Here is a 13,183-nt window from a genome sequence, read left to right as displayed (position 1 = left end):
AGATTGCTCGTGGTTCAAGCCGACTCGGTAACGAGCACGGCAGGCTGCTTGTTCGGCTGGCGCCAACGCAGGAGCTATCAAAGGAGGGAGGTACTTTGCGCTTTCCTTCGCTGGCATTATCCAGATCAGGTACGAAGGGTATCTCTCACCCGGATGACTGCTCCAGGACCCCTAGCGAAACGACAGCTTAGCATGAACCACGGCCGGCTGTCCCCCTGGCCGACCGTTTTACAACAGTGTGGTGCGAATCTACAAGCTGAGTTCCAGCACCTTGCGGCTGACGGCGGGCGTCACTTCGCGCTGTTCGCCCAGCGCCGTCATGCCGTGCGCTTCCAGCGCGGCCACGACGGCGTCCACGCTGGCGTGGTTGAGGCCATAGTCGGCCAGGCGCGTCTTGACGCCCATGTGGCGGAAGAAGAATTCCGTGCGCGCGATGGCCGCTTCGATGCGGCCATCCTCGTCGCCGCCATCGAGGCCCCACACGCGGGCCGCGTATTGCAGCAGCTTGGCGCGCTTGGCTTGTTTGCGCACGCGCAACATGCTGGGCAGGATGATGGCCAGGGTTTGCGCATGGTCGAGCTCGTACAAGGCCGTCAATTCGTGGCCGATGGCGTGCGTGGACCAGTCCTGCGGCACGCCCACGCCGATCAGGCCGTTCAAGGCCAGGGTGGCGCTCCACATCACGTTGGCGCGCACGTCGTAGTCGTCCGGATGCGACAGGGCCTTCGGGCCTTCCTCGATCAGGGTCAGCAGGATGCCTTCGGCGAAGCGGTCTTGTACGGACGCGTTGACGGGGTAGGTCAAATACTGTTCCATGACGTGCGCGAATGCATCGACGACGCCATTGCCCACCTGGCGCAGCGGCAATGTGAACGTCTTCGACGGATCCAGTACGGAGAATTTCGGATAGACCTTGCGGCTCATGAACGAGCGCTTTTCCTGCGTGGCCTTGCGCGTGATCACGGCCGAGCCATTCATTTCGGAACCCGTGGCCGGCAAGGTCAGGACCGTGCCGAAGGGCAGGGCGGCCTCGACGATCTTGCCGCCTTTCGCCAGGATGTCCCACGCCTCGCCCTCATGCAGGGCGGCCGCGGCGATGAACTTGGTGCCGTCGACCACGGAACCGCCGCCGACGGCCAGCAGGAAATCGATGCGCTCGCTTTTCACAAGGGCCACGGCCTGCATCAGGGTTTCATAGCTGGGATTGGGTTCGATGCCGGCAAATTCGAGCACCGTATGGCCGGCCAGCGCCGCCTTGACTTCATCGTAGACGCCGTTCTGTTTGATGCTGCCGCCGCCATACGTCATGAGCACTCTGGCCTGCGGCGGGATCAGGCTGGCGATGGCGGCGATCTGGCCCTGGCCGAAGAGGATTTGCGTCGGATTGTAAAAGTCGAAATTGAACATGGGGCTCCTGCCGCTGAGGTTTAGGCTGCTGCTGAGCCATGATTATGGCCGAACAGGTGGAAACGTGTCGTGAACGCTTGAGCTTTTCGCCTGCGCGGTGGAGAATGCAGCCGATGTCACCACCACGCGAAAAGGAATGCGCATGACCACCGTCCCACTGGAAGAAGCGGGCCTGCCGGCCACCGCGCTCGATATGCACCGCGCCATCGGCGCCACCATCGCCGCGCTGCAGGCGCTGGACTTGAACAGCCAGCGCTTCGAGGCGTGCACGGACCCGGAACTGCGCCGCGTGCTCGCGCATGCGGGCGACACCAGCCGCAAGGAAGCGGCCATGCTGCTCGAATGGATGCGCCGCCGCGATGCGCGCCTGGATACGGCCATGAAGGAAGCGCTGTTCAAGGCGGGGCCAATTGTTGCCCAGTATCACTATGACGAGAAAATATTGTAACTATTGGTTTGTTGCTGTCACGTACCATACGCCACATTTGCCTCGTTTCGCGTAGACTGTGCCCCGAACACGATTTTGGGGGAGTTTACAGACATGAAATCATTACCATACCGAGAAGGCAGCTGGTTTGCCGTGCCCCTGCCGGGCGGCGGCTATGCCGTCGGCGTGGTGGCGCGCCGGGCGCCTGCCGGGCGCATCATGCTGGCGTATATGTTCGGGCCGAAGCGCGACAGCTTGCCCACGCTGGAAGAGCTGGAAGGCTTGCGGCCGGAACAGGCCGTGCGCCGCCTGCGCACGGGCGACATGGCCCTGCTCAACGAGCGCTGGCCCCTGCTGGGCGACAGCGCTCACTGGGAACGCGATGCCTGGCCCATGCCGGCGTTTATCCGCCGCAATGAATCCTTGCAGCGCGCCTGGCGCGCCAGCTATGCGGACGCCGACCCCGCCAAGCTGAACCGCGAAGAATCGATCCCCTTCGATACCCCGGGCATGGAAAGCGATTCCCTGTACGGCTATGGGGCGACGGAATTGTTGATGAATAAATTGCTGGCGCAGGAACAGGCGTCCGCTTGACCGTTATCGGGCGGCGTAGGTCGGATTAGGCCGTAAGGCCGTAATCCGACAACATTGTTGGCTGTTCTTGTCGGATTACGCGGTTTCCGCTAATCCGACCTACATCGCCTGCACCGCTGGCGCAAACACCGGAGTGAGCAGGCCCGATTATTTTTACACCGCTGGCAAGCTGATCTGAAACGCCAGGCCGCCGCCTTCGCGGTTGCGCACCTGCAATTCGGCGCCATGGCGCAGCAGCACGCGGTCGACGATGGCCAGGCCCAGTCCGGCGCCATTTGCCTGTCCACGTGCCGTGTCGAGGCGGGTGAACGGCTTCATCAGCTGCTCGATCTTTTCCGCCGGCACGCCCGTGCCGTGGTCCTGCACCTCGATGATGACCTTTTTCGCGCCGTGGCTGGTGCGCACCTGGCAGGCGATGTCGATCTCCGTCACGTCGCTGCCCGGCGTCTTGCCATAGCGGCGCGCATTCTCGATCAGGTTGTTCAGCACGCGGCGCAGATCGGTGGGGTTGCCCATCGCATGCGCGCCGTCGGCGATGCTGGCGTTGATCTTCACGTCCGGCAGGCGCATCGCTTCGCGCGTCATGTCGGTCAGCAAGCCGCTGAGGTCGACATCGGTAAAACTCGACGTTTCCGTCGGCTTGGCATAGTCGAGGAACTGGCCGATGATGGCGTCCATTTGCCCGATATCGGACTGGATGCCCTCGCGCGCCTCGTCCGACAGGTTGGCCATTTCCACTTCCAGCTGCATGCGCGCCAGCGGCGTGCGCAAGTCGTGCGAAATGCCGGCCAGGATCACGGCGCGGTCCGATTCCACCTGTTTCAGATCGTCGACCATCTGGTTGAAGCTGCGGTTCGCCTCGATGATTTCGATCGGGCCCTTTTCCGGCAGCGGCGCCGGCTGCTTGCCCTTGGCGATGTCGCGCGCGGCCGCCGTCAGGCGCGACAGCGGCAGATTGATCAGGCTGGAAATGATGGCCGCGCCCAGCAGGGACAGCAGCGACACCAGGCTGGCCCAGCCCAGCCACTGGAAGCCCGTCAGGCCGCGCAGGCGCTCGCGGTCCAGCATCAGCCAGTACTCGTCGTCGTCGATCTTGAAGCTGACCCAGAAGCCGGCCACGCCGTTGACGCGCGCGGAAAAGCGCGTGTCCTTGCCCAGCTTGGCCTTCACCAGCGCCTCGATCTCGGGCATCAGGTAATTGTCGGGCGGCGGCTCGATGCGGTCGTCCTCTTCCAGCGAGAAGATGCGGATGCCTTCATTGCTGACGAGGTCGAACAACAGCTCGCGCCGCAGCTCGGGCGCCGAGTGCGTCAGTGCCGCATGCGTGATGGTGACGACGGAAATGATCTGGGCGGAAATCTGCTGCGCCTGCGGCTCGCGCTGGATGAAGGAAATCATGCTGAACCAGGCGATCATGCTGACCGTGGTCAAGGTGCCGAGCAGCAAAAAGGTGCGCCAGAACAAGCCGCTTTTCAGCCGCGCCAGGCTGATATCGGGAAAAAGCTTCATCATGCCTCGCCAGCGATCAGCGCGGCTGTCCGTCCGGGATGAAGACGTAGCCGAGGCCCCACACGGTCTGGATGAACAGCGGACTCGACGGATCGGGTTCGATCAGCTTGCGCAGGCGCGAGATTTGCACGTCCAGGCTGCGGTCGAACACTTCGTATTCGCGCCCGCGCGCCAGTTCCATCAGTTTCTCGCGCGACAGCGGCTGGCGCGCATGGCGGGCAAACACTTTCAGCACAGAAAACTCACCGGTCGTCAGCGGCACCGTATCGCCATTCTTTTTCAGGGTACGCGTGCCCAGATCCAGCACGAAGTCGCCGAATTCGAAGGTTTGCGGCGTTTCCGACGGCGCGCCCGGGATTTCATCGGGACCCTTGCGGCGCAGCACGGCGCCGATGCGGGCCACCAGTTCGCGCGGATTGAACGGCTTCGGCAGGTAATCGTCGGCACCCATTTCCAGGCCCACGATGCGATCCACGTCTTCGCCCTTGGCCGTCAGCATGATGATCGGCGTCTGGTCGCCCGCGCCGCGCAGGCGGCGGCAGATCGACAGGCCATCTTCGCCCGGCAGCATCAGGTCGAGCACCAGCAAGTCGTAGCGTTCGCGCAGCCACAGCTTGTTCATGGCCGTCGCGCTCTCTGCCGTGAAGACATTGAAACCCTGTTCGGTCAGGTAGCGGCGCAGCAGGTCGCGCAGGCGCACATCGTCATCGACGACCATGATTTTTGCCTGGTGGCCATGGATCGATTGCGTGGTTGTATTGCTGCCGGAAGTGGAGGTTGTGGTCATTTAGGGTGTCGTGTTATCTTATATTAGTTGCTATAGTAACGCCTCGCGCGGCGTCGGCAAGGGGCTGTGGCGACCCATTACAAAGTGTTACAAACTTTACCCAATTACTCTTACTGCACCGTGTAAAGCATCATACACTGGGGCCACAGTGGAAATCAGCTTTAAGTGTATACGGCATCGCGGAAGAGGAACTCAATGAATATCTTTACTAAAAAAATTCACGCCGCTCCCAGCGCAGCTATTGCTGCACGTACGACTGTGCTGTCCGCATTTGCCGTTTGCTGCGTGTTTGGCGCCAGCCTGGCGTCGGCGCAAAACCAGCCGCCGCCACGCCGTGACGACCAGCAGCAAATGCAGGCTCAGCGGTATGAACAGGTACAACGCAGCAATAGCAATGATACGCGCTTGCGCGAACAGCGTGACGCACGCAGTTTCGACACGCGCGCCGAAGAGCAGCGCCGCGCCAACGAAGGCGCCGAGGCGTCGCGCCGCACGGGCCGCATGACGCCCGACGAGCGCCGCGACCTGCGCCGCCAGATCAACGAAGTGGGCCAGGATATCTATTCCAACCCGCCTCGCCGCTAGGCAGCCATCCCCCTCCGACAGGGCCATCTCGCAAGACATGGCCCTGTTTGCATCTGGCAAGCACATTTTTGCCAAGTCACGCACACCGCCACGCCCCGTGATATTGTTCTAGTGCACTGAGACAATTCTCTGAATTTGTTGTTTGGGGAGGCAAGGCGTGAGCGATGACGACACACCGGTTCCTGATGCGGCCCCCGCAGGCGGCTTGCCGCGCGGCCTGGTCCAGCGCGACGAGGGGGTGTTCCTGGACTTGTCGCTGGTGCCGTCGCAGTTGCGCATCGCCGTCGACCAGTTGTTCCAGTCGGGCCGGCTGCTGGCCGGCCTCGACTACGGTTTGTTCCTGCTGACCCTGTTTCATGCCCCCGCGCCCCGGGCCGCGCCCAAGGGCGACGCCTTGTTGCGCATCGCCGCGCGCGTGGCGCCATTCCCGCCCGCGCGCCGCGCGCTGTATCAACAGGTCAAGATCCGCGGCGACAGCGCCGAGTTTTGCTTTGAAGCCTTGTCCGCCGATGCGGATGGACAGGTGCCGGCGCGTCGCGAGTTTGACGAGCTGGTGGCCGACCTGTGGTGCAAGGGCGTGCACTACGGCATTGATGGCACGGCCGTGCGCGCCATGCTCGCCAGCGGCAAGGCCGAGCGCATCACGGTGGCGCGGGTGTTGCCGCCGCAGCCGGGGCGCGACGCCCAGCTGGTGGAAGTGTCGCTAGGCATCCACCGCGACGATGCGCCGCGCGAACGCTCCGATGGCCGCCTCGATTTGCTCAGCTTCAAGAACCGCTTTCCGCAAGTCAAGAAGCACGCGCGCCTGCTGCGTCTGCTGCCGGGGACTCCCGGCTTGCCCGGCTATGACCTGGCCGGCACGGCGCTGCCGCCGCCCGCGCCGCTGGAGCTGGACCTGGCCACGGTGGCGGGGACAGGCACGGCGGTCGAGCATTTCAGCGATGGCGATTTCCTCGTCGCCACCCAGGATGGCTATGTGAATGTCGATGAGCACGGCAAGATGTCGATCGAAAACAAGATCGTCAGCCGCGAAGGCGTCAGCAGCCGCACCACGGGCAATTTGAAGCTGCGCGCCGCCTACGAAGAGTATGGCGAAGTGCAGGAGCAGCGCCAGCTCGACGGCAGCGACATCACCATCCATGGCGACGTGTATGGCCATCTGCACTCGCATGGCGGGCTGATCTGGTTGCAGCGCAACCTGGTGGGCGGCACGGCGTTCAATGAACACGGCGACGTGCGCGTCGAGGGCGTCGCTTCCGGTTCCGTGCTGCAGGCGTTGAGCGGCGAAGTGCATGTGAAGCGCGCCGAAAGCTGCGTCATCGCCGGTACGCGCGTGGTGATCGACAGCGCCAGCAATTGCGAGATCATTGCCGACGAGGTCGTCATTGAACTGGCCGAAGGCTGCGCTGTGGCGGCGCGCACCATCCGCATCGGCAGCGCCGGTCCCCGCAAGCAGGTGGAGATGCTGCTGTTTCCCCTCGTGCCCGATTTGAGCGCGCTGGAGCAAAAGATCGGGGAAAGCCTGGCCAAGGCCGCGCACTACCAGCAGTTGCAGCACAAGCGCCAGCAGGAAATCGATGCCATCGCGCAACTGCCCGAGGTGCGCAACTACCTGACCCTGGCGGGCCAGCTGCGACGCGGCGAATTGCAGCTGCAGCCGGCGCAACAGCTGCAGTACGACAAGCTGGCCGCGCGCATCGCCCCCGTGCTGAAGGAAGTGGCGCGGCTGCGCGTGGAAGTGAAACAGTCGGAAATCCTGCAGGCGCAAATGCTGGCGCTGGTGGCGCAGCTGCGCCAGGAGCGGCAGGCAACGGCCGGCCAGTCGCGCTGCACCCTGGGCCTGGTCGATGGCGAAACGGCCGTGCGCGCCATGGTGGTGCCGCCTGGCCCTGCCAAGGTCTACGACCGGCCGCCGAAAGAAATCAAGGCCTTGCTGCGCAGCGCCACGCCGGCCACGCAGCCCGTGTTCGCCGACAGCACGGGCAGCCTGGACTGGACTTACCAGCCACCGCCCTGATCAGTCGATCACCTTGCCGCGCGATTGCTTGAGCACGCTGTGCGTGCTCTTGCTGTCGAGGCGGCGCCGCTGCGAGCTGCGCGTGGGTTTGGTAGCGCGGCGCACGGCGGGCAGGAAGGTCACGCTGTCGATGATTTCCTGCAGGCGCCGCAACGCTTCTTCCTTGTTCTGTTCCTGGCTGCGCGACTGCTGCGCCTTGAGCACCAGCACGCCATCCTTGCTGATGCGGCTGTCGCGCAGGGCCAGCAGCCGTTCCTTGTACGCTTCCGGCAGCGACGAGGCGGCGATGGGGAAGCGCAAATGGATGGCGCTGGACACCTTGTTGACGTTCTGCCCGCCCGGGCCCTGGGCGCGGATGGCGGAAAATTCAACTTCAGCGGGATTGACGAGGTGTTGCATGGCCTGCCTGTGGGGAAATGATGTGGGTATTGTAAGGGAAGATGGCTGCGCCGGCGCAAGGCCGGGCGCCGGGTACAGGCTGGCCTTCCGGGAAAGTTGAGTTTTCTCAACGCTGGCGGCGGCGATGCTGGTTAGCATGGGGCCAACGTTGCGCCACTGCGCATCCTGGCAGCGCTTACCGGATGAAAGGAACACCATGCAGCCCACGACGACGCCTGGCGCCACCACCGCGCAATACCTGACGCAGTACTTGAGCTTCCGGCTGGGCGGCCTGGAATACGGCCTCGATTATCGCTGCGTGCGGGAATTGCGCCCGCTGAAGGAACTCGACCGCTTCTCTTCGGAAGGGGAAGTACTGCGCAGCGTCGCCGTCTCGCGCGGCGTGATCATCCCCATCGTCGACATGCGCGCCGCGTTCGGCAGCGCCCAGGACGCGCCCGATCCGGCCACCGACGTGATCATCTTGCAGCTGAGCAATGGCGTGATGGGCATGGTGGTCGATGGCGTCACCGATATCGTCAGCCTGGCGCCAGCCGACATCGCCGCCGTGCCCGGTTTGGGCGAGACGGAAGCCGATTACCTGCTGGGCCTGGGCACGGTGGCGGGCCGCCGCCTGATCCTCGTCGACATCGACCGCCTGATGGCCATCCGCAGCCCCAGCCCCATGCAGCTGGCCTGAAAAAAAAGACGACCCGGGAGTCGTCTTTTGTCGCTACTTGCTTAACCGAGCTTTTCGAGTTGGTCTTGCAAATCCAGCCATTCCGCTTCCAGCTGCGCCAGGTCCTTGGTGAAGAAGGTCTGGTCGGCCAGCAATTGCTTCAGCTTGGCCTTGTTGGCCGCGTCATAGATGCTTGGCTCGCCCAGCTTGGCGTCGGTTTCCGCCTTTTGCGCATTGCGCTTGGCGATCTGCTCTTCCTGGCGCTTGAGCTTGTTTTCGATCGGCTTGCGCAGGGCGGCCGTTTTCTGGCGTTCTTCCGCTTCCTTGCGCTTGTCGCGCACGGGCGCGGCGGGGGCGGGGGCGGCGGCTACCGGCGAAACGACGGGGAAGTCCGTCTTGTTGGCCTTGCCGGCGGCCGGCAGCACGTCCGTGCCCTTGCCCAGCTTGGTCTTGAACAGCCAGTCCTTGTAGTCGTCCAGGTCGCCGTCGAACGGTTGCAGCTTGCCGTCGGCCACGATGATGAATTCGTCGGTGGTGGCGCGCAGCAGGTGGCGATCATGGGAAACGACGACCAGGGTGCCTTCGAACTGGGCCAGCGCTTCCGTCAGCGCTTCGCGCGTTTCCAGATCCAGATGGTTGGTCGGTTCATCGAGCAGCAGCAGGTTCGGACGCTGCCAGACGATCAGGGCCAGCGCCAGGCGGGCTTTTTCGCCGCCCGAGAACGGCGCGATCGAGGCCGTGACCATGTTGCCGGGGAAGTTGAAGCCGCCGAGGAAGTTGCGCAGTTCCTGCTCGCGCACGGTCGGGGCGATCTTGGCCAGATGCCACAGCGGCGATTCGTCGTGGCGCAGCATTTCCACCTGGTGCTGGGCGAAGTAGCCGATGTTGAGGCCCTTGCCCATGGTGGCGTCGCCGCTCAAAGGCATCAGTTCGCCAGCGATGGTCTTGATCAGGGTCGATTTGCCGGCGCCGTTCTGGCCCAGGAGGCCGATGCGCTGGCCGATCTGCAGCGAAAACTTGATGCCGTTGACGATGGTTTTGTGCGTGATGTCGCCGGTCGCTTCGTTCTCGATCTTGTAGCCCGCATCGACGTCTTCCATCACCAGCAGCGGATTCGGTGCGCTCAAAGGTTCGCGGAATTCGAACGAGAATTCGGCGGCGGCGCGCAATGGCGCCAGTTCTTCCATCTTCGCCAGCGCCTTCATGCGGCTTTGCGCCTGGCGGGCTTTGGACGCTTGCGCCTTGAAGCGGTTCACGAACGATTCCAGGTGGGCACGCTTGCGCTGCTGCTTTTCCAGCGCGCCGGCGGCCAGGATCATCTGCGCCGCGCGTTGACGCTCGAAGCTCGAGTAGTTGCCCGAATAGCGTTTCAGCTTGCGCTCGTCGATGTGCACGACGACGTTGACGACTTCATCGAGGAAGTCGCGGTCATGGGAAATGATCAGCAAGGTACCGGCGTAGCGCTTGAGCCAGTCTTCCAGCCAGATGATGGCGTCCAGATCCAGGTGGTTGGTCGGTTCATCGAGCAGCAGCAGGTCGGACGGGCACATCAGCGCTTGCGCCAGGTTCAGCCGCATGCGCCAGCCGCCGGAGAAACTCGCCACCGGTTGCTGCATCTGGTCCAGGGTAAAGCCCAGGCCCAGCAGCAATTGCTCGCCGCGCGACTGCACGGTGTAGGCGTCGGCATCGGCCAGCGCGCTGTAGATTTCGCCGATGGCGATGCCGTTTTCCGACGTGGCCGGTTCCGATTCCAGGCGCGCCAGTTCCGCTTCGAGTTTACGCAGGGTGATGTCGCCATCGATCGCATAGTCGAGCGCGGCACGGTCCAGCGGCGGCGTTTCCTGCGCCACGTAAGCCACGCGCCACTTGGCCGGGAAATCGATCTCGCCCTGGTCAGGGTGCAATTCGCCACGCATCATGGCGAACAGGCTCGATTTGCCCGCGCCATTGGCGCCGATCAGGCCGATCTTGTCGCCCGGATTGAGGGTGACATCGACTTGTTCGAGCAACGGTTTGATGCCGCGCATCAGGCTTACTTGTAGGAAACGTATCATTTTTTTCTTTGTGTTTTAACCCAAAGGCGCAAACCTGGGGTCGTACCCTGAGGGTACGACCCCGGCATTTGCTGTTGGGTTGAGTGAGGTCGTGCGTTTGTCAATTATCCCAGCTTCAACTGCTCGGCCGTCAGCAGGAACACCATGTCGTCGCCGGCGCTCGTCGTCAGCCAGGTCAGGCCCAGTTCGCCGAAGGCCGCTTCCGCGTAGGCGCGTTCGTTGCCGATTTCAATCATCAGGATGCCGTCGTCCGTCAGGCGTTCGGCCGCGCCGGCGATGATTCTCCGCACCAGGTCCATGCCGTCGCTGCCGCCGTCGAGGGCGATTTGCGGTTCGGCCAGGTATTCCTGGGGCAGGGCGCCCATCGATGTGGAATTCACGTACGGCGGGTTGCTGATGATCAAATCATATTTCTTGGCCGGCACGTTCGTGTACAGGTCCGATTCGATCAGGTTGACGCGGTCTTGCAATTTGTACGTGTCGACGTTGCGCTTGGCCACGGCCAGCGCGTCGGCGGAAATGTCCACGGCGTCGACTTGGGCGTTCGGGAAGGCGTCGGCCATCATGATGGAAAGGCAGCCCGAACCGGTGCACAGTTCCAGGATGTTTTCCACGGCTTCCGGTTCCGCCACCCATGGCGAGAAGTATTCCGGGATCAGCTCGGCGATGAAGGAACGGGGCACGATCACGCGTTCGTCCACGTAGAAGTTATACGTGCCCAGCCAGCCTTCCTTGGTGATGTAGGCGGCCGGCACGCGGTCGATGCTGCGGCGGTCGATGACGCTCATCACGCTGGCCACTTCCGACGGCAGCAATTTGGCGTCGAGGAAAGGCTCGAGCTTGTCGAGCGGCAACTTCAACGTGTGCAGGATCAGATAGGCCGCTTCGTCGAACGCTTCGGCGCTGCCGTGGCCGAAGAACAGCTTGGCGGTATTAAAACGGGTAACGGCGTAGCGCAGCAGGTCGCGTGGCGTGGAAAACGGGTTCGGGGTCATGGCATTCTCGAAAAGACGGTGTTCTGGCCCGCCGTGACGGGCCTCGGTATTCTGGTTCAGACGGGCAGCAAATGCTCCAGCGTGCGCCGGTAAATATTCTTCAGGGGATCGATGTGGCGCAGTTCGATGTGCTCGTCGATCTTGTGAATACTGGCATTGGGCGGCCCGAATTCTATCACTTGGGGGCAGATTTGCGCGATAAACCGGCCATCCGAGGTGCCGCCCGTGGTCGACAGCTCCGTCGTGATGCCCGTTTCTTCCAGGATGGCGGACGACAGCGCATCGGAGAGCGTGCCGCGCGGCGTGAGGAAGGGCAGGCCGCTCAGGGTCCACTGCAAGTCGTATTGCAAGTCATGCTGGTCGAGGATGGCATGCACGCGCTGCTGCAGGCTTTCGGCCGTGCTGGCCGTGGAAAAACGGAAGTTAAAGTCGATCACCATGTCGCCCGGAATCACGTTGTTCGCGCCCGTGCCCGCGTTGATGTTGGACATTTGCCACGACGTCGGCAGGTAATACTCGTTGCCCGCATCCCACTTTTCCTCGACCAGGTCGGCCAGCGCCTGCGCCGCTTCGTGGATCGGATTCTTTGCCAGGTGCGGGTAGGCAATGTGACCCTGCACGCCCTTGATCGTCAGCCGGCCCGACAGCGAGCCGCGGCGGCCATTCTTGATCATGTCGCCCAGCTGCGCGCTCGACGTCGGCTCGCCCACCAGGCAATAGTCGATCTGCTCGCCGCGCGCTTTCAACTTGTCGCAGACGATGACGGTGCCGTCCGTGGCCGGGCCTTCCTCGTCGCTTGTGATCAAAAAAGCGATCGAGCCCGAGTGTTCGGGCGTGGCGGCGATGAACTCCTCGCAAGCCACCACCATGGCGGCGATCGACGTTTTCATGTCGGCCGCGCCACGGCCGTACAGCTTGCCGTCGCGGTGTGTGGGAATGAAGGGCAGCGAGCGCCATTGCTCGACGGGGCCGGTCGGCACCACGTCCGTATGGCCGGCAAAGACGAACACGGGCGACGTGGTGCCGCGCCGCGCCCACAGGTTGGTGACGTCGTTCGACTGGATCGTCTCGCAGACAAAGCCCAGCGGCGTGAGGATATCGATCAGGTGCTGCTGGCAGCCCTTGTCGTCGGGCGTGACCGAGGACAGGGCGATCAGTTTTTCGGTCAGGGCGAGGGTTTTGGAAGTGGTCATGGTGTGGAGCGGAATCGTACCCTTGGGACTCGGCGTCCCCGTACGACCCCAGCCTTGCAGGTGTCGGGTTTAAGCTGAAAAAATGGCGGCGTACTGGGCATCGGAAAACGCCACGCTGAACTGGCCATCCTTGTCCAGCACGGGGCGCTTGATGATGGACGGGTTTTCCAGCATCAGGTCCACGGCGCTGGCGGCGTCGACGGTGGCGGTTTTGCGCTCGTCGGACAGGGCGCGCCAAGTCGTGCCTTTCTTGTTGACCAGCACGTCCCACGGCAATTGGGCCAGCCATGCCTCGACGGTGGCGCGTTCCAGGCCCTGCTTCTTGAAGTCGTGGAAAGTGAAATCGTGTTGTTGCGCGGCCAGCCAGGTGCGGGCCTTTTTGACGGTATCGCAATTGGGGATACCGTAGAGTGTAATGGTCGTCATGGGCAGGGCTAAGGGGAATGAATGCGGTTCGCTTGATCGCGGCGCTTATGCTGGCGCGATATGCGATGTTAGCCGACATTATACAGTCGATGCGCAGTCGATGCGGCGGTGCAACACGGCCCCGTGATTTCC

The 13,183-nt window shown here is 63.2% G+C and carries 13 protein-coding genes and 1 riboswitch; of the genes, 5 read left to right on the top strand and 8 right to left on the bottom strand.

Annotated elements, in window-relative coordinates:
• Nucleotides 1-85: 85 nt before the first annotated feature.
• A riboswitch (TPP riboswitch) is annotated at nucleotides 86-183 on the bottom strand.
• Between the two features lie 66 nt (nucleotides 184-249).
• Entirely contained in the window at nucleotides 250-1,407 is a 1,158-nt protein-coding gene (locus GCN78_RS00235) for an iron-containing alcohol dehydrogenase (RefSeq protein ID WP_152249778.1), read from the bottom strand.
• 142 nt (nucleotides 1,408-1,549) lie between these two features.
• Between GCN78_RS00235 and GCN78_RS00230 the strand changes: the two genes are divergently transcribed.
• On the top strand, nucleotides 1,550-1,855 hold the full coding sequence (locus GCN78_RS00230; RefSeq protein ID WP_226939388.1) for a ferritin family protein: 306 nt from the start codon (nucleotides 1,550-1,552) through the stop codon (nucleotides 1,853-1,855).
• 93 nt (nucleotides 1,856-1,948) lie between these two features.
• Complete coding sequence (locus tag GCN78_RS00225) at nucleotides 1,949-2,428, top strand: Imm26 family immunity protein (protein ID WP_152249774.1); 480 nt, start codon at nucleotides 1,949-1,951, stop codon at nucleotides 2,426-2,428.
• 153 nt (nucleotides 2,429-2,581) lie between these two features.
• Here the strand turns inward: GCN78_RS00225 and GCN78_RS00220 are convergent, their stop codons facing one another.
• Both GCN78_RS00220 and ompR read right to left on the bottom strand, forming a co-directional pair.
• The gene (locus tag GCN78_RS00220; protein ID WP_152249772.1) at nucleotides 2,582-3,940 is read right to left on the bottom strand and encodes a sensor histidine kinase; all 1,359 of its coding nucleotides are present in this window, start codon (nucleotides 3,938-3,940) and stop codon (nucleotides 2,582-2,584) included.
• Nucleotides 3,941-3,953: 13 nt separating this feature from the next.
• Nucleotides 3,954-4,655 (bottom strand): osmolarity response regulator transcription factor OmpR, encoded by a 702-nt coding sequence (gene ompR, locus GCN78_RS00215; protein WP_226939423.1) that lies wholly within the window; start codon nucleotides 4,653-4,655, stop codon nucleotides 3,954-3,956.
• 327 nt (nucleotides 4,656-4,982) lie between these two features.
• Here ompR and GCN78_RS00210 point away from each other — a divergent pair, with 327 nt between their 5' ends.
• Both GCN78_RS00210 and GCN78_RS00205 read left to right on the top strand, forming a co-directional pair.
• Nucleotides 4,983-5,309, top strand: coding sequence for a hypothetical protein (locus GCN78_RS00210; protein WP_226939387.1), 327 nt, complete (start codon nucleotides 4,983-4,985; stop codon nucleotides 5,307-5,309).
• Nucleotides 5,310-5,466: 157 nt separating this feature from the next.
• A complete protein-coding gene (locus GCN78_RS00205) occupies nucleotides 5,467-7,326 on the top strand; it encodes a flagellar assembly protein A (protein WP_226939386.1) in 1,860 nt (619 codons plus the stop codon).
• Here GCN78_RS00205 and arfB read toward each other — a convergent pair whose 3' ends face one another.
• A complete protein-coding gene (gene arfB / locus GCN78_RS00200; protein WP_034779396.1) occupies nucleotides 7,327-7,725 on the bottom strand; it encodes an alternative ribosome rescue aminoacyl-tRNA hydrolase ArfB in 399 nt (132 codons plus the stop codon).
• Between the two features lie 196 nt (nucleotides 7,726-7,921).
• Here arfB and GCN78_RS00195 point away from each other — a divergent pair, with 196 nt between their 5' ends.
• On the top strand, nucleotides 7,922-8,404 hold the full coding sequence (locus GCN78_RS00195) for a chemotaxis protein CheW (protein ID WP_152249764.1): 483 nt from the start codon (nucleotides 7,922-7,924) through the stop codon (nucleotides 8,402-8,404).
• A gap of 41 nt (nucleotides 8,405-8,445) precedes the next feature.
• Here GCN78_RS00195 and GCN78_RS00190 read toward each other — a convergent pair whose 3' ends face one another.
• From GCN78_RS00190 to GCN78_RS00175, 4 genes are all read right to left on the bottom strand, one after another.
• A complete protein-coding gene (locus GCN78_RS00190) occupies nucleotides 8,446-10,437 on the bottom strand; it encodes an ATP-binding cassette domain-containing protein (RefSeq protein ID WP_152249762.1) in 1,992 nt (663 codons plus the stop codon).
• A 104-nt stretch (nucleotides 10,438-10,541) separates the two neighbouring features.
• Nucleotides 10,542-11,432: a 50S ribosomal protein L3 N(5)-glutamine methyltransferase gene (prmB, locus tag GCN78_RS00185; RefSeq protein WP_152249760.1), complete on the bottom strand. Its 891-nt coding sequence runs from the start codon at nucleotides 11,430-11,432 to the stop codon at nucleotides 10,542-10,544.
• A gap of 56 nt (nucleotides 11,433-11,488) precedes the next feature.
• Nucleotides 11,489-12,625: a succinyl-diaminopimelate desuccinylase gene (gene dapE, locus GCN78_RS00180; protein WP_152249758.1), complete on the bottom strand. Its 1,137-nt coding sequence runs from the start codon at nucleotides 12,623-12,625 to the stop codon at nucleotides 11,489-11,491.
• A gap of 69 nt (nucleotides 12,626-12,694) precedes the next feature.
• Entirely contained in the window at nucleotides 12,695-13,051 is a 357-nt protein-coding gene (locus GCN78_RS00175; protein WP_152249756.1) for an ArsC family reductase, read from the bottom strand.
• Nucleotides 13,052-13,183 lie beyond the last annotated feature (132 nt).

Origin of the sequence: Janthinobacterium rivuli, assembly GCF_009208735.1 — a bacterium.
In the GTDB taxonomy this organism is placed as follows: domain Bacteria; phylum Pseudomonadota; class Gammaproteobacteria; order Burkholderiales; family Burkholderiaceae_D; genus Janthinobacterium.
Note: the sequence above shows the minus strand (reverse complement) of the source record. Positions and strands in the feature narration are given on the sequence as shown.

Bases quoted from the DNA above. Each gene is read 5' to 3' on its own strand.
- GCN78_RS00235 (WP_152249778.1), bottom strand. From the start codon at position 1,407: ATGTTCAATTTCGACTTTTACAATCCGACGCAAATCCTCTTCGGCCAG.
- GCN78_RS00230 (WP_226939388.1), top strand. From the start codon at position 1,550: ATGACCACCGTCCCACTGGAAGAAGCGGGCCTGCCGGCCACCGCGCTC.
- GCN78_RS00225 (WP_152249774.1), top strand. From the start codon at position 1,949: ATGAAATCATTACCATACCGAGAAGGCAGCTGGTTTGCCGTGCCCCTG.
- GCN78_RS00220 (WP_152249772.1), bottom strand. From the start codon at position 3,940: ATGATGAAGCTTTTTCCCGATATCAGCCTGGCGCGGCTGAAAAGCGGC.
- ompR (WP_226939423.1), bottom strand. From the start codon at position 4,655: ATGGTCGTCGATGACGATGTGCGCCTGCGCGACCTGCTGCGCCGCTAC.
- arfB (WP_034779396.1), bottom strand. From the start codon at position 7,725: ATGCAACACCTCGTCAATCCCGCTGAAGTTGAATTTTCCGCCATCCGC.
- GCN78_RS00195 (WP_152249764.1), top strand. From the start codon at position 7,922: ATGCAGCCCACGACGACGCCTGGCGCCACCACCGCGCAATACCTGACG.
- GCN78_RS00190 (WP_152249762.1), bottom strand. From the start codon at position 10,437: ATGATACGTTTCCTACAAGTAAGCCTGATGCGCGGCATCAAACCGTTG.
- prmB (WP_152249760.1), bottom strand. From the start codon at position 11,432: ATGACCCCGAACCCGTTTTCCACGCCACGCGACCTGCTGCGCTACGCC.
- dapE (WP_152249758.1), bottom strand. From the start codon at position 12,625: ATGACCACTTCCAAAACCCTCGCCCTGACCGAAAAACTGATCGCCCTG.
- GCN78_RS00175 (WP_152249756.1), bottom strand. From the start codon at position 13,051: ATGACGACCATTACACTCTACGGTATCCCCAATTGCGATACCGTCAAA.